This window comes from Burkholderia sp. Bp9090 (assembly GCF_003857985.1).
Lineage (GTDB): Bacteria > Pseudomonadota > Gammaproteobacteria > Burkholderiales > Burkholderiaceae > Burkholderia.
In genome coordinates this window covers 42,920-67,548 of the sequence record NZ_QTPV01000025.1, presented here as the reverse complement: position 1 = coordinate 67,548, position 24,629 = coordinate 42,920, and the positions used below count along the sequence as shown (strand labels likewise).

At 67.4% G+C, this 24,629-nt stretch carries 25 protein-coding genes; 14 read left to right on the top strand and 11 right to left on the bottom strand.

Annotation, left to right across the window (positions count from 1 at the left end; translation table 11 throughout):
• Positions 1-95 precede the first annotated feature (95 nt).
• The gene (locus DIE16_RS22115) at positions 96-971 is read left to right on the top strand and encodes a LysR family transcriptional regulator (protein ID WP_044848057.1); all 876 of its coding nucleotides are present in this window, start codon (positions 96-98) and stop codon (positions 969-971) included.
• Here the strand turns inward: DIE16_RS22115 and DIE16_RS22110 are convergent, their stop codons facing one another.
• The 3 genes from DIE16_RS22110 to DIE16_RS22100 form a co-directional block, all read right to left on the bottom strand.
• The gene (locus DIE16_RS22110; protein ID WP_124529260.1) at positions 972-1,532 is read right to left on the bottom strand and encodes a hypothetical protein; all 561 of its coding nucleotides are present in this window, start codon (positions 1,530-1,532) and stop codon (positions 972-974) included.
• A gap of 155 nt (positions 1,533-1,687) precedes the next feature.
• On the bottom strand, positions 1,688-2,038 hold the full coding sequence (locus tag DIE16_RS22105) for a hypothetical protein (protein WP_124893423.1): 351 nt from the start codon (positions 2,036-2,038) through the stop codon (positions 1,688-1,690).
• 217 nt (positions 2,039-2,255) lie between these two features.
• The gene (locus DIE16_RS22100) at positions 2,256-3,173 is read right to left on the bottom strand and encodes a LysR family transcriptional regulator (RefSeq protein WP_044848054.1); all 918 of its coding nucleotides are present in this window, start codon (positions 3,171-3,173) and stop codon (positions 2,256-2,258) included.
• A gap of 326 nt (positions 3,174-3,499) precedes the next feature.
• On the opposite strand from DIE16_RS22100, the gene fae reads away from it, so the two are divergent.
• From fae to DIE16_RS22080, 4 genes are all read left to right on the top strand, one after another.
• Positions 3,500-4,024, top strand: a complete 525-nt coding sequence (gene fae, locus DIE16_RS22095; RefSeq protein WP_011356415.1) for a formaldehyde-activating enzyme — start codon at positions 3,500-3,502, stop codon at positions 4,022-4,024.
• A gap of 41 nt (positions 4,025-4,065) precedes the next feature.
• A complete protein-coding gene (locus DIE16_RS22090; protein WP_124893397.1) occupies positions 4,066-5,088 on the top strand; it encodes an aldo/keto reductase in 1,023 nt (340 codons plus the stop codon).
• 38 nt (positions 5,089-5,126) lie between these two features.
• Positions 5,127-6,578: an NAD-dependent succinate-semialdehyde dehydrogenase gene (locus tag DIE16_RS22085; RefSeq protein ID WP_124893396.1), complete on the top strand. Its 1,452-nt coding sequence runs from the start codon at positions 5,127-5,129 to the stop codon at positions 6,576-6,578.
• Positions 6,579-6,737: 159 nt separating this feature from the next.
• Positions 6,738-8,072 carry an MFS transporter gene (locus tag DIE16_RS22080; RefSeq protein WP_260427293.1) on the top strand — a complete coding sequence of 445 codons (1,335 nt, stop codon included), beginning with the start codon at positions 6,738-6,740 and terminating at the stop codon, positions 8,070-8,072.
• 157 nt (positions 8,073-8,229) lie between these two features.
• Here the strand turns inward: DIE16_RS22080 and DIE16_RS22075 are convergent, their stop codons facing one another.
• Together DIE16_RS22075 and DIE16_RS22070 are read right to left on the bottom strand one after the other, a co-directional pair.
• On the bottom strand, positions 8,230-8,529 hold the full coding sequence (locus DIE16_RS22075) for a type II toxin-antitoxin system RelE/ParE family toxin (RefSeq protein WP_185735500.1): 300 nt from the start codon (positions 8,527-8,529) through the stop codon (positions 8,230-8,232).
• Positions 8,526-8,783, bottom strand: coding sequence for a type II toxin-antitoxin system ParD family antitoxin (locus tag DIE16_RS22070; protein WP_124521000.1), 258 nt, complete (start codon positions 8,781-8,783; stop codon positions 8,526-8,528). The genes DIE16_RS22075 and DIE16_RS22070 overlap by 4 nt, the downstream gene beginning before the upstream one ends.
• A gap of 221 nt (positions 8,784-9,004) precedes the next feature.
• On the opposite strand from DIE16_RS22070, the gene DIE16_RS36690 reads away from it, so the two are divergent.
• The 3 genes from DIE16_RS36690 to DIE16_RS22060 all read left to right on the top strand — a co-directional run bounded on the left by DIE16_RS36690 (position 9,005) and on the right by DIE16_RS22060 (position 10,628).
• A complete protein-coding gene (locus tag DIE16_RS36690; RefSeq protein WP_185500415.1) occupies positions 9,005-9,157 on the top strand; it encodes a hypothetical protein in 153 nt (50 codons plus the stop codon).
• A 126-nt stretch (positions 9,158-9,283) separates the two neighbouring features.
• Positions 9,284-10,276, top strand: coding sequence for a hypothetical protein (locus DIE16_RS22065; RefSeq protein ID WP_260434424.1), 993 nt, complete (start codon positions 9,284-9,286; stop codon positions 10,274-10,276).
• Positions 10,277-10,361: 85 nt separating this feature from the next.
• The gene (locus DIE16_RS22060; RefSeq protein ID WP_124487036.1) at positions 10,362-10,628 is read left to right on the top strand and encodes a hypothetical protein; all 267 of its coding nucleotides are present in this window, start codon (positions 10,362-10,364) and stop codon (positions 10,626-10,628) included.
• 85 nt (positions 10,629-10,713) lie between these two features.
• On the opposite strand, the gene DIE16_RS22055 is transcribed toward DIE16_RS22060, so the two are convergent.
• Positions 10,714-11,589, bottom strand: coding sequence for a LysR family transcriptional regulator (locus tag DIE16_RS22055; RefSeq protein ID WP_124893394.1), 876 nt, complete (start codon positions 11,587-11,589; stop codon positions 10,714-10,716).
• Between the two features lie 226 nt (positions 11,590-11,815).
• Between DIE16_RS22055 and DIE16_RS22050 the strand changes: the two genes are divergently transcribed.
• The 5 genes from DIE16_RS22050 (at position 11,816) to DIE16_RS22030 (ending at position 18,872) form a co-directional block, all read left to right on the top strand.
• The gene (locus tag DIE16_RS22050) at positions 11,816-12,754 is read left to right on the top strand and encodes a LysR substrate-binding domain-containing protein (protein WP_011356424.1); all 939 of its coding nucleotides are present in this window, start codon (positions 11,816-11,818) and stop codon (positions 12,752-12,754) included.
• Between the two features lie 336 nt (positions 12,755-13,090).
• A complete protein-coding gene (gene aldA, locus DIE16_RS22045) occupies positions 13,091-14,515 on the top strand; it encodes an aldehyde dehydrogenase (RefSeq protein ID WP_124893393.1) in 1,425 nt (474 codons plus the stop codon).
• Positions 14,516-14,643: 128 nt separating this feature from the next.
• The gene (locus DIE16_RS22040; RefSeq protein ID WP_185735499.1) at positions 14,644-15,975 is read left to right on the top strand and encodes a nitrate/nitrite transporter; all 1,332 of its coding nucleotides are present in this window, start codon (positions 14,644-14,646) and stop codon (positions 15,973-15,975) included.
• A complete protein-coding gene (locus DIE16_RS22035) occupies positions 15,972-17,189 on the top strand; it encodes a mandelate racemase/muconate lactonizing enzyme family protein (RefSeq protein WP_124893391.1) in 1,218 nt (405 codons plus the stop codon). The genes DIE16_RS22040 and DIE16_RS22035 overlap by 4 nt, the downstream gene beginning before the upstream one ends.
• A 15-nt stretch (positions 17,190-17,204) precedes the next feature.
• Entirely contained in the window at positions 17,205-18,872 is a 1,668-nt protein-coding gene (locus DIE16_RS22030) for a GMC family oxidoreductase (RefSeq protein ID WP_124893390.1), read from the top strand.
• Between the two features lie 109 nt (positions 18,873-18,981).
• On the opposite strand, the gene DIE16_RS22025 is transcribed toward DIE16_RS22030, so the two are convergent.
• Positions 18,982-19,281 (bottom strand): barstar family protein, encoded by a 300-nt coding sequence (locus DIE16_RS22025; protein WP_124893389.1) that lies wholly within the window; start codon positions 19,279-19,281, stop codon positions 18,982-18,984.
• Positions 19,282-19,430: 149 nt separating this feature from the next.
• Positions 19,431-20,330 carry a LysR family transcriptional regulator gene (locus DIE16_RS22020; RefSeq protein ID WP_124893388.1) on the bottom strand — a complete coding sequence of 300 codons (900 nt, stop codon included), beginning with the start codon at positions 20,328-20,330 and terminating at the stop codon, positions 19,431-19,433.
• A gap of 120 nt (positions 20,331-20,450) precedes the next feature.
• On the opposite strand from DIE16_RS22020, the gene DIE16_RS22015 reads away from it, so the two are divergent.
• Complete coding sequence (locus DIE16_RS22015; RefSeq protein ID WP_124893387.1) at positions 20,451-21,482, top strand: NAD(P)H-quinone oxidoreductase; 1,032 nt, start codon at positions 20,451-20,453, stop codon at positions 21,480-21,482.
• A 14-nt stretch (positions 21,483-21,496) separates the two neighbouring features.
• Here the strand turns inward: DIE16_RS22015 and DIE16_RS22010 are convergent, their stop codons facing one another.
• The 3 genes from DIE16_RS22010 to DIE16_RS22000 all read right to left on the bottom strand — a co-directional run bounded on the left by DIE16_RS22010 (position 21,497) and on the right by DIE16_RS22000 (position 24,406).
• Entirely contained in the window at positions 21,497-22,318 is an 822-nt protein-coding gene (locus DIE16_RS22010) for a glycine betaine/L-proline ABC transporter ATP-binding protein (protein WP_124487045.1), read from the bottom strand.
• A gap of 14 nt (positions 22,319-22,332) precedes the next feature.
• Entirely contained in the window at positions 22,333-23,298 is a 966-nt protein-coding gene (locus DIE16_RS22005) for a proline/glycine betaine ABC transporter permease (protein WP_044848041.1), read from the bottom strand.
• A 70-nt stretch (positions 23,299-23,368) separates the two neighbouring features.
• A complete protein-coding gene (locus tag DIE16_RS22000; protein WP_124893386.1) occupies positions 23,369-24,406 on the bottom strand; it encodes an ABC transporter substrate-binding protein in 1,038 nt (345 codons plus the stop codon).
• Between the last annotated feature and the right edge of the window lie 223 nt (positions 24,407-24,629).

The following is a 24,629-nucleotide window of genomic DNA, read 5'->3' as shown; positions in this document are numbered from 1 at the left end:
CGAACGATGCGGCCGGCTCGATGCCACTATGGCAGACACACAGCGACAATAAAAACGCATAATGCTGATCGTTACGTTCAGTTTTCCTGATACCGATGAAGATGCTCGATCACGACGTGCTGGCCACCGTCGTCGCCGTCGCGGAAACCGGCAACATGACCCGCGCCGCCGAAGCGGTGAACCGCTCGCAATCGGCCGTGAGCATGCAGATCAAGAGCCTGGAAGACGCGATCGGCCGGCCGCTGTTCGTGCGCAAGCCGCGCAGCATCGTGCTGACGCGCGAAGGCGAGGTGCTGCTGGGATTCGCCAGACGAATGCTGGCGCTGCGCGACGAGGCGTGGGCGGCCGTGGTGCGGCCGGAAGTGACGGGTAAGGTGGTCATCGGCGTGCCGGACGACTATGCGTCGTCGCTGCTGCCGTCGGTGCTGAAGAAATTTTCGGCGACCTATCCGAAGGTCGAGATCCAGGTGATCGGGCTGCCGAGCAGCGCGCTCGCGCCGCTCCTGAAGGACGGCACGGTCGATCTCGTGTGCGGCACGCGCATCAAGGGGCTGTCCGGCGACTTCATCCGCCACGAGCCGATGGCATGGGCCGCGATGACGAACGGGCCGCGCGTATGGGAAGAACGGCCGCTGCCGATCGCGGTGTTCATGCCGGGCAGCGTCGCGCGCGAGAACGCGATCCGCAGCCTCGAACGCGCGAAGCTGCCGTTCCGCACTTCGTATGAAAGCCCGAGCCTGCTCGGTCTGCTCAGCATGGTCGAGGCCGGCCTCGCGGTCGCGCCGCTCGCGCGCTGCGCGATTCCCGCGCAACTGTCGATGCTCGGCCGCTCGCACGGGCTGCCCGATTTGCCGCCGCTCGAACTGATCCTCGCGCGCAGCACGAAATCGAAGCGCCCGCCGTGCGACTTTCTCGCGGAACAGCTGATGGAAGACCTGCAGCGGCAAACCGGGCAGACCGGCGACGCGTGATCAGCGCGTCGCGCCGAACCCGGCCGCGCCCAGCGCCGCATTGACGTTCGCGGCCACCCGATCGACGAGCGCTTCCAGCGTATCGCCGCATACCTGCGTGTGTTCCGGCGCGACGTGCTCCGCGCGTTGCCAGCCCCACTGCGCGCCCGACACGACCGACAGCGTCGCGCCGAAGCGGTTGCCGTGGCGGCGGCCGAAGGTGCTCACGCGCCGCCCGGCCACGTAGTCCTGCTCGGGCAGGCAGAGCCGGATCTCGACCGCGACCTGGTCGCGATCGTTGACGCGCGCGGCGGGGCTCACCGACGCTGCGAACACCTTGCCGATCCGCCAGGTCACGAAGCTCTCCCAGGCCTCGAGCGGCCCGCCGGCCGCGTCGACCCGCTCGGTGTCCACCGACCACTGGTGCCGGTCGGGCACGACGATCGCCTGATGCAGCAGCATTTCGGCCACGCGCACCGTCGTCACGAGCTGACGCGCGAGTTGCTGGCCGGACGGCAGCGACGCCGTCCGTAACCGGCCGCTCGCCGGCCGCGCGACAGGTACGGCTTCCAATAGATCCATGACTCCTCCGTATTCGTGATCGGCGCCGCGCACGCAGCATCGCGCGCCGGTTCGCCGCCTGCGGGCGGACGACGCGGCGACCGGCGACCGGGCGGCGGATCGGACAAGCCATCAAGGAACGAACGACAAACCACGAGCAACAACCGTTCCCAGCTTCACCGTGGGCTCGGCCCGACATGCAACCGGCGCGCGACCGGCCCGATCACCGCATCGGCCTGCTGCGCGATCAGCATGTGCAGGGTGAAATCCAGGTCTTCCGGCGCGATGTCGAAGTGCACGTGGACCACGTCGCGCACGGCACGCGCGCTGACGACATACACGCCGAGCGGGGAATGCAGCAGCGCCGCGAGCCGGGCGTGCGCGCGTTCGCCGGAATCGGCCGTCAAGGTGACGGGCAACTGCAGGCGCGGGCGCGGCGGCGGGAACGGAATGACATTGCTGGGTGCGCCGGCGCGCAACTGGCGGCCGGCGACATCGCAGGCGGGAACGGGATGAATGAAGGTCATGGAGCGGACGGAGGCCGTCCCGGCTGTTCGACACGTCCCCAGCTTAGAAGAGACCGGATAAACGTCGTGCAAAAAAACGGGCCGCCCGTGCAAAAAACGGCACGGGGGACATAACACGACACCGAGCTGCGACGGGCCGCGCGGTCGTCATGCGCGCGTTGCGGCCGCGCGCCGCGGTTCGCTTCAATCTCACCCGCGTTTGCGCCACCCCGCCCCGCTAAGCGAACGCTTCGAGCGACGCGCGCCGCCGCTCGTCGACCATCGATTCGATCAGCGAAACCAGATCGTCGGTCAGCGGATCGCAGATGCCCGGCGAGCGATGCAGTTCGAGATCGGCCGCCGGCAGCGGCGGCAGCCCGTCGGTCTCGTCGAGCACGCGCCAGTTCTCGGGCAGCGTGCAGCGGTCGATCATCGTCACGGCCGCGCCGTGGTTCACCGCGATCTTGATGCCGGTCGGGCTCTGGCTCGTATAGACGACGTGATACGGCCGCTCGGCCGTCGCGAGCGCCTGCAGCCCGCGCTGCCGGTAGCAGCACGTCTCCGGAAACAGCGCGAGCGGCACCGACGCCTGCGGGCCGAGCGCGAAATCGCGGTGCGCGGCCCACACGACCTCGTGCCGGCCGAGCAGCCGCCCGCCCGCGTTCGGCCCGTGCCGCACGACGAGCGCGACGTCGAGCTCGCCGGCCTGCAGCCGTTCGAGCAGTTCGAGCGAGGTGCGGCAATGCACGTGGAAGCGTGCGCCCGGCCGCATCGCATAGAACGACTTCAGCAGGTCGGGCAACCAAAGCTCCGCATAGTCCTCGGGCAGCCCGAAGCGCACGACGCCGCGGTCGCTGCTCGCCTGCTTCAGCGCAAGGATCGCGTCGTTCTGCACCTGGATGATGCGGCGCGCATGGATCAGGAAATTCTCGCCGTCGCGCGACAGTTCGAGCCGCCGGCTGTTGCGCATGAACAGGTGCGTGTCGAGCCGCTCCTCGAGCGTGCGGATGCGCAGGCTGATCGTCGATTGCGTGCGATGCAGTTGCCGGGCCGCAGCGGTGAAGCCGCCGCTCTCGACGACGGCGACGAATGCGCGGATCAGTTCGGGATCGAGCGAACTGAGCTTCGACCAATCGGGCCTTTGAATGGCAGCCATCGGAATTACTCGCTTTCGAAAAAAGAAGGGAAGACGAAAGATAGGGCTCGGAGCACGCCGATTGTTGTCCGGAAGCGCCTGGCCCTCCAACCCCTGCCCGGGTATGACAAACCCGGAGCCGGTTCGCGAATGCCCACCCGCCGATCCCGCCCCGCCCGCCGTCACGACGCCGGCCGAGGCCCGCCCGGCGGGCCTCCGCGCGCCGGGCCCAGGGCATTCCCGGAGACGACGAAAACTCATAGCCCGATCAGAAAACATCGATTCACCGGCCGCGTCGCGGCCCACCACAATCGCCTCACTCCCAACCTCATCGACGAGACACCGCAATGACCGCATCCCAACCCAGGCAGCTTTACATCGGCGAAGGCTTCGAAGGCCCCGGCGTCAACCTCGCGCACATCAACGTGCTGGTCGGCCCGCGCAACGGCCCGGCGGGCCAGGCGTTCGCCACCGCCCTCGCGACGCCGTCGGCCGGCCATGCGCCGTTCGTCGTGATCGCGCAGCCGGGCGTGCCGACCAAGCCGCTCACGCTGTACGTCAACAAGGCGCAGATCGCCAGCGATTTCCACGGTAACGCCACGTGGGGCGCGTCGCAGGCCGGCATCGCGAAGGCCGTGGCCGAAGCGCTCGAGAACGGCACGCTGCCGCCCGAGGCGGAAAACGACTGGGTCGTCGTGTCGGCGAACTGGGTGAACCCGCAGACCGACGATCTCGATGCCGTGTTCGAGAACAACTATCGCGCGTGCCGCAACGCGATCGTCGCCGCGATGGAAGGGCTGCCGCATCGCGATGCGGTATTCGCCGCCGCGCGCGACGTGTCGAACCCGTTCTACACCCCGAAGAAAAACTGACGACGACAAGCGGCCGACACAAGGCCGCACCTGGAGGAAACATGGAATACGTCCGCCTCGGCCAGTCCGGCCTGAAGGTGTCCCGCCTGTGTCTCGGCACGATGAACATGGGCACCCCCGAATGGAAGCCCTGGATCTTCGACGAAGCGCAGAGCGAGCCGATCGTGCGCCGCGCGCTCGACGCCGGCGTCAACTTCATCGATCTCGCGGACTTCTATTCGACGGGCGTCGGCGAGGAAGTGGTCGGTCGCATCCTGAAGCGCAACGCGCGCCGCGAGGAGCTCGTCGTGACGACCAAGGTCGGCTACGACATGGGCAGTTATCCGAACGCGGGCGGCCATTCGCGCAAGCACGTGCTCGACGGCATCGACGGGTCGCTGAAGCGGCTCGGGATGGATTACGTCGACATCTTCATGCTGCACTTCTTCGACGTGAACACGCCCGTCGAGGAAACCATGAGCGCGCTGCACGACATCGTGCGCGCGGGCAAGGCGCGCTATATCGGCGTATCGACGATGTACACGTGGCAGTTCGCGAAGATCATGCAGGCCTGCGAACGAAACGGCTGGGACAAGCCGATCAACATGCAGCTGCAGCTGAACCTCGCGTATCGCGAGGAAGAGCGCGAGATGGTGCCGTACTGCATCGACCAGGGCGTTGGCGTGTCGGTGTTCAGCCCGCTCGCGCGCGGCCTGCTGACCTGCGAGCCGCAATCCACGCGCAACCAGACCGACTTCTTCACCGCGCAGATGTATGGCGACGCTGCGTCGCTCGCGATCGCGGAATCGGTCGCGAAGGTCGCGAAGCGCCGCGGCGTACCGCCCGCGCAGATCGCGCAGGCGTGGGTGCTGAGCCGCCCCGGCGTCGCGAGCGTGCTGGTCGGTGCGGATTCCGTCGCGCAGTTCGACAGCGCGCTCGGCGCGCTCGAAACGCAGCTCACCGGGGAAGAACTGTACGAACTGGAACGCAACTACACGCCGTGCGACCTGATCAACGACTACACGGCCGGCAAGCGCATCGCGCGCGCGTCGCGTCCGGCGCAGGGCAGCTTCGCAACGGACTGAAGGGCTGCGGCTCCGATGCACTGAAGGAACGACACACCATGAACGAATTTCTGAGGACCGGCCATTACATCGGCGGCGAATGGCACGAATCGCATGGCGCGAGCGATGCGACCTATCCGGTGCTGAACCCCGCGACCGGCGAGACGATCGCGAAAGTCGCGAAAGGCGGCGCCGACGACACGCAGCGCGCCATCGACGCGGCCGCGCACGCGTTTCCCGCGTGGCGCGCGCTGACCGCGAAGGAGCGCGGCGCACGCGTGAAGCGCTGGGGCGAGCTGATGCTCGAGCATCGCGATGCGCTCGCCGAGCTGCTGACGCGCGAGCAAGGCAAGCCGCTCGCGGAAGCGCGCGGCGAAGTCGCGTACGCGGCGAGCTTTCTCGAATGGTTCGCGGAAGAAGCGAAGCGCATGTACGGCGACGTGATCCCGAGCCCGAAGCCGGATTCGCAGATCGTGGTCACGCGCGAGCCGGTCGGCGTCGTCGCGGCGATCACGCCGTGGAACTTTCCGCTCGCGATGATCACGCGCAAGGCCGGCCCCGCGCTCGCGGCCGGCTGCACGATGGTGCTGAAGCCGTCCGAGGAAACGCCGCTGTCGGCGTTCGCGCTCGCAGTGCTGGCCGAGCGCGCGGGCGTGCCGGCCGGCGTGTTCAACGTCGTGTCGGGCGACGCGGTCGCGATCGGCGAGACGCTGACGAGCTCGTCCGTCGTGCGCAAGCTGTCGTTCACGGGCTCGACGCGGGTCGGCAAGCTGCTCGCGAAGCAGTCGGCCGACACGCTGAAGAAGCTGTCGCTCGAACTCGGCGGCAACGCGCCGTTCATCGTGTTCGACGATGCCGATCTCGATGCGGCGGTCACGGGCGCGATCGCGTCGAAGTTCCGCAACACGGGCCAGACCTGCGTATGCGTGAACCGCTTTCTCGTGCAGGACGGCGTGTACGACGCGTTCACGCGCAAGCTGGCGGACGCCGTGCGCACGCTGCGCGTCGGCAACGCGCTCGCCGGTGAAGTCGACCAGGGGCCGCTGATCAACGAGGCGGCGCTCGGCAAGGTCGAGCGGCACGTGGCCGATGCAACCGCGAAGGGCGCGCACGCGCTCACCGGCGGCAAGCGCCACGCGCTCGGCGGCACGTTCTACGAGCCGACCGTGCTGACCGGCATGACGCCCGACATGCTGATCGCCGAAGAGGAAACCTTCGGTCCCGTCGCCGGCTGCTTCCGCTTCACGACCGAGGACGAGGCCGTCGCCGCGGCCAACGACACGCCGTTCGGGCTGTCCGCATACTTCTACACGCGCGACCTCGGCCGCGCGTGGCGCGTGTCGGGTGCGCTCGAGAGCGGGATGGTCGGCGTCAACGACGGGATCATCTCGACCGAAGTCGCGCCGTTCGGCGGCGTCAAGCAATCGGGGCTCGGCCGCGAAGGCTCGAAGTACGGCCTCGACGAATACGTGGAGCTCAAGTACACGCTGATGGCCGGCCTCGGCCGCTGACCGCTCCCCGCGGTCGACCCGCGCCGCGCGCCGCCCGGGCGCGCGGCGCCTTGCACGGTGCTCACGGGCATTCCTGCCCGCGCAGGCCGCTGCATCGCGCATGACAACCCAGGAGGCAGCTTGACCCCAGCCAACGTTCAATCCGGCACCGCGCGCGCGTTGCCGCTGTCGCGTGGCGCCGAGGCGCCGCACCGCCCCGTCGCGCTCGACGACGTGCCGCTCAACCGTTTCCACGTGAAGATCGCCGGCCTCACGTTCGGCGCGCATTTCACCGAAGGCTACACGCTCGGCACGATCGGTTATGCGCTCGCCGCGCTCGGCAGGCAGATGCCGATCGACGCGTTCTGGATGGGGATGATCGGCAGCTCGGCGCTGATCGGCATCTTCTTCGGCAGCCTCGTGTTCGGCTGGCTGTCCGACCGGATGGGCCGGCAGAAGATCTTCCTGACGAGCTTCGTGATCATCACGGCGGCCGCGTTCGCGCAGTTCTTCGTCACGTCGCCGCTCGAACTGTGCGTGCTGCGCGTGCTGATCGGCTTCGGGATGGGCGGCGACTTCACCGTCGGCCACGCGATCCTCGCCGAATTCTCGCCGCGCAAGCATCGCGGTGCGCTGCTCGGCTCGTTCAGCGTGATCTGGACGCTCGGCTATGTCGCCGCGAACGTGCTCGGCCTCGCGTACGGCGACGCCGCGCCCGACGCATGGCGCTGGCTGCTCGCGTCGGCTGCATTGCCTGCGCTGATCGTGCTGGTGCTGCGGATCGGCACGCCCGAATCGCCGCGCTGGCTGCTCGGCAAGGGCCGCGTGCAGGAAGCGCGCGCCATCGTCGCGAAACATTTCGGGCCGCACGTGATGCTCGACGGTTCGGCCGAACCGCAGGCGAATGCCGGCTTCGCGCGACTGTTCCGGCGTGATCTGATCCGCCGCACGCTTTTCAACTGCGCGTTCTTCGTGTGCCTCGTGATTCCGTATTTCGCGATCTACACGTTCCTGCCGACGATCCTGAAGACGATCGGCCTCGCCGAAGGCTTCGGTGCGGACCTGCTGCTGAACGCGTTTCTCGTGCTGGGCGCGCTGATCGGCATCTGGCTGACGATCCGGCTGTCGCGACGCGGCTTCCTGATCGGCTCGTTCGCGGTGACGTGCGCGTCGCTCGTCGCGCTCGCGGTGCTGCCGTCGGCGGCGGCCGTCGCGATGATCGTCGCGTTCGCGATCTTCACGCTGACGATGTCGGCGTTCAGCAACCTCGTCGGCGTGTTCCCGCCCGAGTGCTTCCCGACCGAAGTGCGCGCGAGCGGCGTGGGCCTCGCGATCGCGTGCAGCCGGCTCGGTTCGGCGATCGGCACGTTCCTGCTGCCGGCCGGCATCGCGACGCTCGGCTTTCACGCGACGATGTTCGCGCTCGCGGGCGTGTTGCTGGTGGGGATGATCGTGTCCATCGCGTGGGCGCCGGAGACGAAGCATCTGACGCTGGAGGAAGCGTCGGGGCATTGACGAGGGTGACGGGCTGCGTGGCCGCCGGCTTCATCGCGCGCGAGGCTTTTGCCTCGACTCGCCGCCGATGCGCGCCGGCGACACCGAGCGCGATTCTGTCGCACCCGGTCGTGGGCGGGCTCGCTCATTCCGGGCGCGATGAGATGCTCGCGTTCGCTCAGAACAGAATCGACGCGTAGTCCCGCGCGCCGTGCAGGACGTGAAGGATGTCGATCCGCGTCGGCGGATCGCCGACGACTCGATAGAAGACCTGGTAGTTGCCGTACACGCGGTGCCGCACGCCGTAACGCTCGAAGCGCGGCACCAGCGGAAACGCCAGCGGCATCGCGGCCAGACTCATGCACTTGTCGCGAATCTCCCGCACGAACGTCACGGCGCGTTGCGGGTTGTCGCGTGCAATGTAATCGGCGACCGCTTCGAGTTCGGCAATCGCAAAATCGGACAGGCGCACGATCAGGCCTGCCGATCCGCCTGCGCCCGATACTTCGCCTCGAGACGATCGAAGACTTCCGCCGCCTCGGCGCCGCGCCCTGCTTGCGCATCGGCCAGGCTGCGCGCGATCACCGCGTCCAGCGCGTTCAGTTGCGCCTCGCGATCCTGGATCAGGCGCACGCCTTCGCGCAGCACTTCGCTCTTGGACCCGTAACGCCCCGATTCGACCAGCTTCGCGACATAAGCCTCCAGTTGCTGGCCCAGTTCCGCACTGATCATGTCGACCTCCCGAACGGATTGAATTCGATCCATGAAGCGTATCCCGGTTATCAACTATTATCAAGAAGACGATCTCCAGAGGGGCAGCGCGAATGCTTTCACATCCGATCGGCCGGATGAACGGAACCTGATTCCGACAGGCTGCTGCGGCGCCGGCATTCATCCGGTTTTCGCCTTCACTCGTGAAGCCTTGCCGAACGCTCACCATGCGGACACCGATCATGATCGAAGACATCGTCACGCCACAACCCGGCCTGAAGGTCTATGCGTCGGACACCGACGTCCTCGCCGCGCACCAGGCCGCACTCGCGCGCCATTTGCATCCGCTCGTGTCGATCGACCTGTCGGCGATCGATCCGTATTGGGAAGGCTGAATCTGCCCGCTCAGCCCGGTCGAACCTTATGACGGGGTCGTCGGACAGGACACGGCCGCGCACCACAACGACTATCTGCGCGCGAACTGGATCGGGTTCCGGCTCGACGAAAACAACCGCTATACGTTGCTCGGCGACCCGCGCTACTTCTATCCGGAGAACCCGCCCGACACGTACGGCGCAGGCTCTCGCAAGGAACTGGACGCGCATTACACCGGGCAACAGGCCATACGAGCCGGTCGGCCGCGCGGCGCTGCTGACGTTCGACTGGTCGTAAGGCCGGCGGGACGGCGGGCGTTCCGTCTCGCGGTTGGCCGTTCGGCGGACTCGGCGCGGCGGATTCGCGGCGATATGCTGGGGTTTTCCATTCTTCCGGCCGCCATGTCTACCCAACCCGTCGATCTCAGTCATACGTTGCCGTACGAGAAGGCATTTTTCGACGGTCACTTGGCGATCGAGCGTAACGATCTGGACATCTCCGCATTGCTTGGTATGGATGACGAAGTTCCTGACGGGTTGCTCGCTTCGTTATGCGGCGCACCGTCCGGATCGGACGTACAGGCCTATCTCGACAGTGCGGGCAGACTGACGTTCTCCGTCACACACCCGACGTTGATCCAATCGGAAAACCGGATATCCGTCTTCCAAACTGGCGACTCGCAGGTACTCGAACTTCGCTCAATCGATCTGGTCGACAGCGCAGCCGCCGGGCTCGGCGCGGCTATGCTCTGGAGAATCGTTCGAGCATGTGATACGTTGGGCATCGCCCGGATCACCGCCTTCGCGATCGGCGGCCGCAAAGCGCCGCCGGAGTCGGGCGGCCAGCGGCTCTACGGATACTACGCGTGGCCGAGGTTCGGCTTCGACGCTTCCATTCCTGGCGCGCACGCAGACGAAGCCGCGCTGTTCCAGTTCTTTCGGGGATACCCGGTCGGGCTGGCCGATGGCTCGCTTCGATCACTACGCATGCTTTATACGACTCGAATCGGACGAGACTTCTGGCGAGCCGCCGGATCACATCGGTGGATGACATTCGACGTTGCATCGCATGGCGCATCCGTGCTGGCGCTACGCGATTACTTGATCAAGAAGGGGATTTACGATGCCAGAAAAGCATAGCCCGATAACCCGATTCCGGATTGCGCGGCCGTCAGCGGCACGCAGGCGCACGACGAACGGGAATCGTGTCGTCCGGCGCGCGGAAATGCGACGACTCCTTGAAGAGTTCCTCGCATACGAACTCCGTCGCAATCTCGCGCGTGCGTCCTCCGCCGAACTGGCCGCACCGCCGATCAGCACGCCCGCCGCGCCGCTGCCGAGAACCGTCTTCAACGTGGGACGCATCGATCCGTCGAAGTGCAAGTTACCCATCATTTCGGAAGCCGAGGCCAGAGCCATCGGGGGCCGCGAAACGTTCATGCACTTCGGCCTGGACCCCGATTTGTATTCCTCGGCTGGTGACACTCTCTGACAGAATCGACGACAGCGACCGGGGCGATCCGCACGACCTCGTGACAACGGGTATCGGCACACGATCATGTCGCCCCGACCACGCCCTACCCCCGCCGCCCCGCCTGCCCCCGCAACCACGCGGCAAACGCAACCACGTGCTCGACCGCGATACTCTCCGGCTCGACATCGAGCCAATAGCCGAACGGTCCGATCGGCTGCACCGGCGACAGCCGCACGAGGCTGCCCTCGGCCATCTCCTCCTCGATCATGTTCAGGTCGACCACCGCGAGCCCCGCGCCCTTGCGCGCCGCGCGGATCGCCTGTTCGAGCGTGGAAAACTCGATGCCGTCGGCGATCCGCGCCACCGGCACGCCGGCCTGCTCGCACCAGTCGGCCCATAGCGTCAGGCGCTTGCCTTCGTGCAGCACATGCAGCGACGGCAGCCGGCCGAGCAGCACGTCGAGCGCATCGCCGCGATAACGCGGCGCGCCGACGAGCGCATGCCGTTCCATCATCAGCAGCTCCGACTGCATCCCCGCGCGCGCCGCGCGCCCGAAGCGGATGTGGCAATGGCAGTCGTCGGCCGGCTCGGTGCGGATCGACAGCTCGACGTCGGGCAGCGCCTGCGCGAGCGTGCCGAGCCGCGGCGAAAACCACTGCGTCGCGAACGTCGGCGGCAGCGACACCGTCAGGCGCCGCTTCGCACCCGGCCGCGTGGCGGCGACTTCGTCGACGCCGCGTTCGATCGTATCGAACGCCTGCCCGATGAACGGCAGCAACCGCTGGCCGGCATCGGTCAGGCGCACGCCCTTGTGATCGCGCTCGAACAGCCGCGCGCCGAGCGCCTCCTCGAGCAGCCGGATCTGCCGGCTCACCGCCCCCTGCGTCACGCACAGCGAAACCGCCGCACGGTTGAAGCTCAGGTGACGCGCGGTCTCCTCGAAAAATCGCAGCGCGATCAACGATGGCAGGCGTCGCATGATGTGTGTCCCTTTCGTTCGTATCGTTCGTATCGTTCGTGCTGTTGCGGGCCGGCGCCGCCGACCATCCTGCGGGCAGGTCGCAACGAGGCGCGCCAACCGCCGCGCCGTAAAAGCCCCGGAGACCCGCGCGCTCCGTCGCATCCATTGATCGTCCCCGCGCCCGCGCCGCCCGCCTACAATAAGCATCCCGCACCAGACACGACACCGCCCCGTGAGACGCAAGATGCCGGCGCTGAACGCGCTGAAAGCCTTCGAGATGGCCGGCCGCACCGGCAGCTTCACACGCGCGGCCGAGCTGCTCAACGTGACGCAGAGCGCGGTGAGCCGTCAGGTTCGCCAACTCGAGGGCCAGCTCGGCGAAACCCTGCTCGAGCGCCGCCATCACCAGCTCGAACTGACGGCGGCCGGCCGCGTGTTGCTGCGCGCGCTGCAGCAATCGTTCGACAAGATCGAGCTGACCGTTCGCAGCCTGCAGGAAAAAACCCACCTGAACCGCCTGCGCGCGAACGTGCCGCCCACCTTCGCCGCGCGCTGGCTGATGCCGCGGCTCGGCCGGCTGCGCGACGCGCATCCCGAATTCGAGCTGAGCCTCACGACCCGCATCCACGACAGTCTCGGCGAATCGCGCGTGCTCGACTGCGCGATCCGCTTCGGCGACGGCGAATGGGACGGTTTCGACAACGCACTGCTGATGCAGGAGCAGCATATCGCCGTCTGCGCGCCCGCGCTGTATGCGCGGCTGCGACAGGACGGCGCGCCGATCGACCTGAACCGCTTCACGCTGCTGCACGTGCTCGCCACCGACGACCAGCGCTACCTGACCTGGCAGCACTGGCTGAAGGCCGCCGGCATCGCCGACGTCGACACGCGCGGCGGCTACGAATTCGACCTGCTCGACCACGCGATCCGCGCGGCGATCGACGGCCTCGGGATCACGATCGCCGATCGCCACATGGTCGCGCGCGAACTGGCGACCGGGCAGCTGATGCAGGTGCTCAACGTACACGTCGACGGCCACCAGTCGTACTGGTTCGTCACGCGGCCCGAGCAGACGAACCTGCCGCACATCGTCCAGTTCCGCGACTGGCTGCAGCAGGAAGTGTGGCTCGCGAAGCGCCATCTCGAACCGTCGTCGCCGCTGCCGCAAGTGCCGCTGGCCTAGCACACGATCCGCGCCCCAAGCGTAGCCGACCGCCCCGCGCCGCGCCGAAGCGTCAACCGCGGCCGACACCTTACCGGCTCCCGCTCGCGCGCGCATCCGGATCAGTCGAAAAATGCGGCCCCGCCGCCGCCCGTCCCGCTCCCGGCCCCCGCCACGGCAGCCTTGCCGGACGCGCGATTCCGGCCGATCGAACGAGTAACGTGCGTTTTTCTCATGCTCGACGCGAAAATAAGTCGTTTGTCGTGCGCTAAACGCATGAAGAGAATGGCCTCTGTCCCGTACCGCGCGTGTCGCCACCCGAAGCGATCCGCCCGCATTCATCGGAGGAGTCACTTCATGCGCACCGAACGCAACTACGTGAACGGCCGTTTCGTCGCCCCGGAAAGCGACGCGTTCATCGTGGTCCACAATCCCGCCACCGAAGCGCCGTTCGCGCACGTGCCGGCCGCGACGCCGGCCGACGCGCTCGCCGCCGTCGACGCCGCGGCCGCCGCGCAGAAGGCGTGGCGCAAGCTGCCGAGCGCCGAGCGCGCCGTGTACCTGCACCGCTTAGCCGACGCGCTGAACGCGCGCGCTCCGGAGATCGGCGCGGCGCTCGCGCAGGAATCCGGCAAGAGCATCGAGGACGCGTCGAACGAAGCCGTCTACGCGGGCCAGATCACGCGCTATCACGCCGAGTGGGCGCGCCGGATCGAGGGCGAGATCATCCCGAGCGACACGCCCGACGAGAACCTGTTCCTGCAGCGCGAGCCGATCGGCGTCGTCGCATGCCTGATCCCGTTCAACTATCCCGTCTACACGCTGCTGCGCAAGGTCGCGCCCGCGCTGATCGCCGGCAATACCGTGGTCGTGCGGCCGAGCAACCACACGCCGGTGTCCGCGTTCGAGATCGCGAAGGCGGCCGACGAAGCGGGCTTCCCGCCGGGCGTCTTCAACATCCTGACGATGGATCACGCGACGGCCGAAGCGCTGTGCACGCACCCGGCAGTCGGGATGATCACGCTGACCGGCAGCGTGAACGCGGGCCGCAAGGTGCTCGATTACTGCAAGGCGAACATCGCGAAGCCGTCGCTCGAACTCGGCGGCAAGACGCCCGCGATCATCGAGCCCGACGCCGACCTCGAACGCGCGGCCGCCGCGCTCGTCGCGTCGAAGACGACCCATTGCGGCCAGCTCTGCACGGCGATCGAGCGCGTGTACGTGCACGACAGCGTGCACGACCGTTTCGTCGCGCTGCTGAAGGAGAAGATGGCCGCCGTGCGCATCGGCGACCGTGCGCAGGACGCCACGCGGATGGGCCCGCTCGTCAGCGCATCGGCGCGCGCGCACATCCACGGGATGGTCGAACGTGCGATCGCGGCGGGTGCGACGCTCGAAACCGGCGGCGCGATCCCCGCCGGCCCCGGCTTCTTCTACCCGGCCACGCTGCTCACCGGCGTGCGGCAGGACATGGAGATCGTGCAGGAGGAAACCTTCGGCCCGATCATGCCCGTGCTGCGCTACACGACGATCGACGAAGCGATCGCGCAGGCGAACGCCCACCAGTTCGGCCTGTCGTCGGTGCTCTATACCGAGCGCTACCGCACCGCGATGACCGTCGCGAACGCGATCGAGGCCGGCGAGCTGTACGTGAACCGCACGCCGGCCGATCCGTACCAGGGCTTCCACGCCGGCTGGAAGCGCTCGGGCCTCGGCGGCGACGACGGCAAGCACGGGATGCTCGAATTCACGCAGACGCGCCTCGTCGTCATGAAGTACTGACACCGCCACACGCAAGCACCGTTTCCGGCGCGCGCGCGACGACACCCCGCCGCGCGCCGCCCTGACCCACCAGAACATAAAAAACCTGCAGACGTCCGCCTCAAGGATGCCTGATGGAGGAAGACATCATGCCGACTCAACCGTCGACGCCCGCCGCGTCGCTCGTGCTGCACGACGACGCTCACGCGTCGCAGCATTCCCGCGCGCAACGCTACCTGCAACTGCTGCTGCTCGTGATTGCCGCCGGCGCGATCTACCCGATGCTGTATCTGCGGCAGGTGTACCAGCCGACGATGCTGCAGTTTTTCCATATCGACGACGTGCAGCTCGGTTACCTGTATTCGTCGCTCGGCACGATCTTCCTCGTCAGCTACCTGCCGAGCGGCTGGCTGGCCGACCGCCTGTCGCCGCGCTGGCTGATCTGCTTCTCGCTGCTCGCGACGGGCGCGCTCGGGCTCGTCTACGCGACCGGGCCGTCGTTCGACACGCTCGTGCTGATCTTCGGCGGCTGGGGGCTGACCACCGGCCTCACGTTCTGGGCCGCCGTGATCAAGCGCGTGAACATGATCGCGGGCCCCGACGAACAGGGCCGTTTCTTCGGGCTGCTCGACGGCGGCCGCGGGCTCGTCGAGGCGCTGCTCGCGACGATCGCGATCACGCTGTTCGCCTACGTGACGCAGGCGCGCGGCGGCACCGAAGCGGCCGGCTTCACGCTCGTCGTGCATCTGTACGCGTTCTTCTGCATCGCGCTCGGCGTGCTGCTCGCGCTGGTGAAGGATCCGGCGGGCGCGGGCGATCGCAAGGCCGTGACGGAACGCCGAAAAGGCAGCGTGCTGACCGACCTGAAGACGCTCGCGGCGATCCCCGAGCTGTGGCTCGTCGCCGCGATCGTGTTCTGCGGCTACCAGGTGTTCTGGGCGACCTACAGCTTCTCGGCCTACCTGCACGAAGGCAATTTCGGGCTCAGCGCGACGGCGGCCGGCTTCATCACGACGCTCAAGCTGTGGATGCGCCCCGTCGGCGGCATCGGCGGCGGCTTCCTCGGCGACCGCGTCTCGAAGGTGTCGGTGCTGTTCTGGGCGCTGGTGCTCGCCGCGCTGTCGCTCGTCGGGCTGATCGCCGCGCCCGCGCACAGCCCGCAGTCGATGCTCGTCGTGCTCGTGCTGTTCATCGGCATCCTCACCTATGCGATCCGCGGCCTGTACTGGTCGCTGCTCGACGACTGCAAGGTGCCGACCCATTGCGCGGGCCTCGCGATCGGCCTGATCTCGGTGCTCGGCTATTCGCCCGACGTGTTCGTGCCGCTGATCAACGGCTACGTGACGCATACCTGGCCGGGCGCGCACGGCTACCAGCTCTATTTCGGCTACATCGCTGCGATCGCGCTCTGCGGCGCGGGCGCGGCCGCGTTCCTCAAATACCGCCTCAACCGCCTTTCCCGTATCCAGGAGTCCGCATGAAGATCGTTTCGCTCGAAACCCATATCGTCGCCGTGCCGCCGCCGCATGTCGGCGGGATGTACTGGATCTTCGTGAAGCTGAAGACCGACGACGGCATCGAAGGCGTCGGCGAGATCTACTCGGCGACGTTCGGCCCGAAGGCGATGGCGCCGATCATCGACGACGTGTTCGAACGCCACCTGCTGAACCGCGACCCGCATCACGTCGAACGGCTGTTCCGCCAGGCCTATTCGAGCGGCTTCACGCAGCGACCGGATCTCACGATGATGGGTGTCGTCAGCGGCCTTGAAATGGCGTGCTGGGACATCATCGGCAAGGCCGCCGGCAAGCCCGTGTACGAACTGCTCGGCGGGAAGATCCACGAGCGGCTGCGCTCGTACACGTACCTGTACCCGAAGAACGCGAAAGGCGAATACGACTACGACGATCCCGACCTCGCGGCCGAATGCGCGGCGCAGAACGTGAAGCTCGGCTTCACGGCCGTCAAGTTCGACCCGGCCGGCCCGTACACGGCCTACTCGGGCCACCAGCTGTCGCTCGAAGTGCTCGACCGCTGCGAGACGTTCTGCCGCAAGGTGCGCGAAGCCGTCGGCAGCAAGGCCGACCTGCTGTTCGGCACGCACGGGCAGATGGTGCCGTCGTCGGCGATCCGGCTCGCGAAGCGGCTCGAGAAATACGATCCGCTGTGGTTCGAGGAGCCGGTGCCCCCCGGCCAGGAAGAGGCGATCGCGCAAGTCGCGAAGCACACGTCGATTCCGATCGCGACCGGCGAGCGCCTGACCACCAAGTACGAATTCCACAAGCTGCTGCAGGCGGGCGGCGCATCGATCCTGCAGTTGAACGTCGCGCGTGTGGGCGGCCTGCTCGAAGCGAAGAAGATCGCGACGCTCGCCGAAGTGCACTACGCGCAGATCGCACCGCACCTGTACAACGGGCCGGTGGGCGCGGCCGCGAGCATCCAGCTCGCGACCTGCACGCCGAACTTCCTGATCCAGGAAAGCATCATGACGTGGGGCGGTTTCCACGCCGAAGTCGTGAAGACGCCGATCCGCTGGGAAGACGGCTACATCGTCCCGTCCAACGAGCCGGGCCTCGGCATCGAACTCGACATGGACGTCGTGAGGCGCCACACGCCGTACACCGGCGAACGGCTGCACCTGCAGATGGGCGAACGCCCCGTCGACGTGAAGGATCTCGCTCCCGCGAAGGGCTGAGCGCAAAGGACAGACATGAGCTACGACTACATCATCGTCGGCGCGGGCTCGGCCGGCTGCATCCTCGCGAACCGCCTGAGCGAATCGGGCCGGCACTCGGTGCTGCTGCTCGAAGCGGGCGAGCGCGACGCGTCGTTCTGGTTCAAGGTGCCCGTCGGCTTCACGAAGACCTACTACAACCGCCGCTACAACTGGATGTACTACAGCGAGCCCGAGGCGCAGCTCGCCGATCGCAAGCTGTACTGCCCGCGCGGCAAGGTGGTCGGCGGCTCGGGCTCGATCAACGCGATGGTCTACGTGCGCGGCCAGCGCAGCGACTACGACGACTGGGCGGCCGCCGGCAATCCGGGCTGGGCGTACGACGACGTGCTGCCGTACTTCCGCAAGCTCGAAACCCACGCGGCCGGCGCGACCGATCCGCAGCATCACGGCGCGACGGGGCCGATCCACATCACGTCGATGAAGGTCGACGTGCATCCGATCGTCCACGAGTTCCTGAAGGGCTGCGGCGAACTGAACCTGCCGCGCACCGACGATTTCAACGGCGCGCAGTTCGAGGGCGCGGGCATCTACGACCTGAACACGAAGCACGGCGAACGCTGTTCAAGCAGCTTCGCGTACCTGCGTCCCGCGCTGGGCCGCGCGAACCTCACGCTGCGCTCGGGCGTGCTCGTGCGGCGCGTGACGTTCGACGGCACGCGCGCGACCGGCGTGGTCATCGCGGGCGGGCACGGCGACGAAACGCTCGTCGCCGCGCGCGAGGTGATCCTCGCGGCCGGCGCGGTCGATACGCCGAAGCTGCTGCAACTGTCGGGCGTCGGCGATCCGGCGCTGCTCGCGCGCCGGCGCGTGCCGCTCGTGCATGCGCTGCCGGCCGTCGGCCGCAACCTGCAGGACCACCTGTGCGTGAGCTTCTATTTCAAGGCGAACCGGCCGACGCTGAACGACGAGATGGGCACGCTGCTCGGCAAGATGAAGATCGGCTTGCGCTACCTGCTGACGAAGCGCGGCCCGCTCGCGATGAGCGTGAACCAGGCGGGCGGCTTCTTCCGCGGCACGGCCGATGCGCAGGAGCCGAACATCCAGCTTTACTTCAACCCGCTGTCGTACCGGATCCCGAAGAGCGACCGCGCGAGCATCAAGCCCGAGCCTTACTCCGGATTCCTGATCGCGTTCAACCCGTGCCGGCCGACGAGCCGCGGCACGATCGAGATCGCCTCGAACCGCGCGGAAGATGCCGCGAAGATCCACATCAATGCGCTGACCACGCAGAAGGATCTCGACGAGGCCGTGCAGGGCAGCAAGGTGATTCGTGCGCTGATGCGCGCGCCGGCGCTGAAGTCGATGACCGTCGAGGAAATCTCGCCGGGGCCGCAGGTCGATTCCGACGAAGCGATGCTGCAGTATTTCCGCGAGCAGTCGGGTTCGATCTACCACCTGTGCGGCTCGTGCGCGATGGGGCCGGACGCCGCGACGTCGGTGGTCGATGCGTCGTTGCGCGTGCACGGGCTGCAGGCGCTGCGGATCGTCGATGCATCGGTGTTCCCGAACATCACGTCGGGCAACATCAACGCGCCGACGATGATGGTCGCGGAGAAAGGCGCGGATCTGGTTCTGGCGGATGCGGGGCGTGGCGACGCGGCTGCCGTGAGAGCAAGCGAACGGGAAACGGTCACGCATTAAGGCGGCTGCGTTCTCGACGATGCGGGCAGGCGCGCGCGATGCGGTTGCGTGCCGGCCCGGCGATCGGCTTCACGATGCGACTCAACTCAACGCAACGTCAACGCCACGACTACGCCCAATAGGACAACACGATCAACGGGTCGCCCCCTTCCTTCGTTGCTCGCCAGTTGATGAACGCGCTGCACTCGACGAGCGCGGCGAATATCTCCGGATTGCGATCCTTCAACGCTCCCACATCGTCGATCCGCAGCGACACTATGCCGTGCTCGTAGCAATAGTCGCTCATGCAATCGTTCCATGCATCCATGTTCCGGCCGTAGTAACCCGGAAATCCGAATTCACTCGCGAAGTAGTCGTGAAACTTCGCCCAATCGCCAAGCGCTTTTCCGTCCACGCTGAATCGGTTCATCGAGCCCTCTCGTTCATCGGAAAATCACTACCGCCGTTCGTTTTTCACGCCCCGAAGGCCGGTTCGCCGGCATCGAACAGGTCACACCCGCCCGGGCCGATCCCGCAGATCGTCGACACACTACAGTGAACCGCATCTCGTACTTCAATTCACCTCCAATCCCGCGCCCCGCTCCGCACGCCCACCTCGTCGAACACCCGCACGATGTGATCGATCATCGCGCTCATCCGCGCGGTATGCCGCAAGTCCTTGTGCGTCACCATCCAGACTTCGTAAGGACGCGCCGACGTACGCGCCGGCCACACGCGCACCAGCGCGTCGCGCTCCGCGATCGGCACCGGGAGCTCGGCGAGCCCGAGCCCGGCGCGCGCCGCCGCGCGCAACATCAGATTCGAATTCAGCCCCGACACGATCCGCCCCGCGCGCACCGGCTCGCCGACCACCGTGAGCGGGCCGCGTGCATTCAGGTGCGGCAGGAAGCACACGAGGTCATGTCCTTCGAAGCCGGTGCCGGGCACCGGTTCGCCATGCCGCTCCAGGTATTCCTCCGACGCGTACAACCCCGTCGGCCACGCGGCAAGCCGGCGCGTGAGCAGATCGGGATTGTCGGGCTTGATCGTGCGGATCGCGATGTCCGCCTCGCGCTTGGCGAGGTTCTCCACCTGCGTCGACGTATTGAGCAGCACGCGCACGTCCGGATGCTCGTCGTGCAGGTCGCGCATCGCGCGCATCACGAATTCGAGCCCGATCGTATCGGTCGTCGTCACGCGCACGTCGCCGGCAAGACGCCGGTCGACGCCCTGGGTCTGCCGCACCAGGTCGATCGCCGATTGCTCCATCTTCTCCACGTTGCGCAGCGCGACCTCGCCCACCGCGGTCGGCACGTACCCGGCCGACGTGCGCAGGAACAGCGTCGCGCCGAGCGCGCGCTCGAGCGCCGCGAGCCGCCTGCCGACCGTCGCCTGGTCGAGCCCGACCGCCCGCGCGGCGCCGCGCAGGCTGCGTTCGCGGTAGATCGCGAGAAAAATGCGTGCGTCGTCCCAGTTCAAGCGGTTTCTCCGGTGTGATGCAAATTTGCATCTGTGGTCGTGAAAATCGCTGCGCGAATTCATCAAGGCCCAAGCCTATACTTTTTTCACCGACCACTCACCAGTCTTTTCGAGGCAAACATGTCCGATACGCTCTCCCCCGTTCCCGCCGACATGGCGGCAGTCGAAATCACGCGCCCCGGCGGCCCCGAAGTCCTGGCGACCGCACGTCGCCCCGTGCCGCGGCCGAAGGCCGACGAAGTGCTGATCCGGGTTCACGCCGCCGGCGTGAACGGCCCGGACGTGCTGCAACGCAAGGGGCACTACAACCCGCCGCCCGGCGCATCCGACATCCCGGGCCTGGAAATCGCGGGCGAAGTCGTCGCGACCGGCGCAGCCGTGCACGGCTTCGCGCCGGGCGACCGGGTCAGCGCGCTGGTGACGGGCGGTGGTTATGCGGAATACGCGGTCGCCCATCACCTCACGACGATGAAGCTGCCGCCCGGCCTCGACATGATCGAAGCCGCGGCGCTGCCGGAAACGTTCCTGACGGTCTGGCTGAACCTGATCCAGCGCGGGCGGCTGCAGGCGGGCGAATCGGTGCTGATCCACGGCGGCGCGTCGGGCATCGGCACCACCGCGACGATGATCGCGAAGGCGATGGGCGCGTCGACCGTCATCACGACGGTCGGCTCGGAAGCGCATCGCGCCGCGAGCCTGCGGCTCGGCGCGGATCACGCGGTGCATTACCGGGAAGAAGATTTCGTCGCCGAAGTCGACAGGATCACCGCCGGCAAGGGCGTGGACGTGATCCTCGACATCATCGCGGGCGACTACGTCGCGCACAATTACCGGGCCGCGGCGATGAACGGGCGGATCCTGCAGGTCAGCGCGCTGAACGGGCCGGCGAAGGAACTCGACGTGTGGCCGATGATGACCAAGCGCCTCACGCACATCGGTTCGACGCTGCGCTCGCGCACGCCGGAGGAGAAAGGCGCGCTCATCGCCGAACTCGAACGGCACCTGTGGCCGCACGTCGAAGCCGGCACGGTCAGGCCGCAGGTGTTCCGCACCTTCCCGCTCGACGACGCGCGCGGCGCGCACGTGCTGATCGACTCCGGTGTGCACGTCGGCAAGATCGTGCTGACGACGGCCGCGCACCGCGCGGCCTGACCGGGCACGACGCGTCAGTTCACGCTCGTGCGCTTCTCGACGAACCGCTTCACGTAATCGTCCGCCGGACGCGACAGGATGTCGTCCGGCGTGCCGACCTGCACGAGCGTGCCGTCGCGCAGGATCGCGATCCGGTCGCCGATGCGCAGCGCCTCGTCGAGATCGTGCGTGATGAACACGATCGTCTTCGACAGCGTCGCCTGCAGTTCGAGCAGCTGATCCTGCATCTCGGTGCGGATCAGCGGATCGAGCGCGGAGAACGCCTCGTCCATCAGCAGCACGTCGGTATCGGCCGCCAGCGCGCGCGCCAGCCCGACACGCTGCCGCATCCCGCCCGACAGCTCGTCCGGATAATGATCGCCGTAGCCGTCGAGCCCGACCTTCGTCAGCCAGTTGCGCGCGGCCTCGGCCGCGTCGTGGCGCTTCTCGCCGCGCGTGCGCAGTGCATACGCGGCGTTGTCGAGCACGGTCTGGTGCGGCAGCAGCCCGAAGTTCTGGAACACCATGCTGACCTTGAAGCGGCGCAGCTCGCGCAGGCCGTGCGCGTCGAGCTTGATCACGTCGCTGCCGTCGATCACGATCTCGCCGGCCGTCGGCTCGATCAGCCGGTTGAAGTGCCGCACGAGCGTCGATTTCCCGGAACCCGACAGCCCCATGATCACGAAGATCTCGCCCGACTCGATGCCGAGGCTCACGTCGTTGAGCCCGACGTTGCAGCCCGTTTCGGCCAGCACGTCGGCCTTGCGCTTGCCCGAGCGCAGCAGGTCGAGCACGCGCGCATGCGCGGCCTGCGGCCCGAACAGCTTGTACACGTGTTTGACGTCGATGGTCGCCATGTCTGGCTCCGTTCCTATGCGCGCGACGATTGCGTCGCCTGATTCGAATCGACGCCCGCCGACTCCGCCTTGCGCGGCAGCCGGTACGGCACGCGTGACGCGCCCTTCTGCCGGCGCTGCTGTGCGAGCCGGCGGCGCGCGCGCCGCTCCTGGCCGAAACCCTGGCTGATCCGGTCGATCACGATCGCGAGGATCACGATCGCGAGGCCGGCCTGCGTGCCCTTGCCGACGTCGAGCGTCTGGATGCCCGCGAGCACGTCCTCGCCGAGCCCGCGCGAGCCGATCATCGACGCGATCACGACCATCGACAGCGCCATCATCGTCGTCTGGTTGATGCCGGCCATGATGCTCGGCCGCGCGAGCGGCAGCTGCACGTTGACGAGCAATTGCCAGCGCGTCGTGCCGAACGCACGCGCGGCTTCCGTCACGTCCGGATCGACCTGGCGGATGCCGAGATCGGTCAGGCGGATCAGCGGCGGCAGCGCGTAGATGATCGTCGCGAGGATCGCGGGCACCTTGCCGAGGCCGAACAGCATCAGCACCGGGATCAGGTACACGAAGCTCGGCAGCGTCTGCATCACGTCGAGCACGGGCAGCAGCATCCGGCGCAGCCATGCGCTGCGCGACGCGAGGATGCCGGCCGGCACGCCGATCGCAACCGACAGCACCGTCGCGACGAGCATCAGCGCGAGCGTCTGCATCAGCTTGTCCCACAGGCCGAAGCAGCCGATCGCGTAGAGCAGCAGCATGAAGAGCGCGCCGAGGCCGATGCGGCGCGTCGCGTTCCACGCGATCGCGCCGACGACCAGCAGCACGAGCCACGGCGGCGCGACGCGCAGCGCGCCTTCGAGCGGCACGAGCAGGTAGCGCAACACGAGCGCGCTGAAGTGATGGAAGCTGTCGCCGTATTGCGCGACGAACGTCTCGAGCGCGCTGTTCACCCAGTCGGCGATCGACAGGTGCAGAAAGAAGCCGTTCATGTTGATTCTCCGTCGCGCCGCGAAGGCGCGTGACGGCGGCGGCGGGCGCGGGCCCGCCGCCGCGCGCAGGTTACGCGCCCTTCAGGCTGCCGGCGATCTTCTGCGCGACGTCGGCCGGCACCCACTGCTTCCACATGTCCTGGCGGGTCTTCAGGAACTGCGTGGCCATCGCCGCGCCGTCGATCTTCCTCGTCGTCATCTCGAGGATCGTCTGGTTCAGGAAGTCCATCGGGAAACGCACCTTCCCGAATACGCCGACGAGATCGGGATTCGCATCGGCGAACGGCTTCGACACGCCGACCGTCAGCCGCGACACCATGTACGACGACGCGCACTGGTGCGTGCTGCTCTCGTCGCGCAACGTCTTCCAGCATGCTTCGTTATAGGCCGGCATCTTCAGCGCGGTGAACTTGTATTTCGCCATCAGCGCGGCCGGGCCCCAGTAATAGAACACGATCGGCGCGCCGCGCTGGTACGCGGACGCGATCGCCGCGTCGAGCGCCGCACCGGTGCCCGGGTGGAAGTTCGTGTACGACTGGTCGAGCTTCAGCACCTTCAGCAGGCGCGTGTTCACGCGCTCGCAGTCCCAGCCCGTCGGGCAGTTCAGGAAGCGGCCCTTGTCCGGCTCCTCCTCGTCGGCGAACACCTGCCTGAACTTCGGCAGATCGTCGACCGACACGAGCCCGGGCGCGACCGGCTTGATGTTGCGCGCCGGATCGCCCTTCACCACGTAGTCGGGCACGAACCAGCCTTCGGTCGTGCCGCCCGGCAGCGTGTCGCCGATCAGCTTCACGGCGCCCGACGAAACGGCCTTCGCGGTGATCTCGCTGCGGCCCGTCCACTGCTCGGCCCAGATCTGCAGGTCGTTGCGCGCGAGCGCCGTTTCGGTGGCCGCCGTGCTGCCCGGCACGACGTCCGTCTTGCAGCCGTAGCCCTTCTCCATGATCTGCCGCAGCACTTCGGTCGCAAACGACCCGCTCTCCCACGTGATGCCCGCGAAATGGACCGTCTTGCCGTCGGCGCACGCGCCGCCGGCCGCATGGGCCGCGGGCGCGGACAGGATCGCCGCGGCGGCGAGAAGGACCGTTTTCAGTCGTCGAATCTGCATGGTGGGTCGTCTCCAAATCGAATCTGTTGTTTGTGCGTCGCGGCATGCGCGGCGACCGGCAAATCGCGAAGCCAGCCACGTCCGGTCAGGCTGCATGGTCGAGCCACCAATATGTTTAGGGAAACGAGTAATTCCGATCATTGCAATCGGCAGCGCCAATCGATCGTCGGGTGCCTCGCATGGCCCGCCGGACGGGCCTCTCAGCCGATTCACCGGGCCCGCG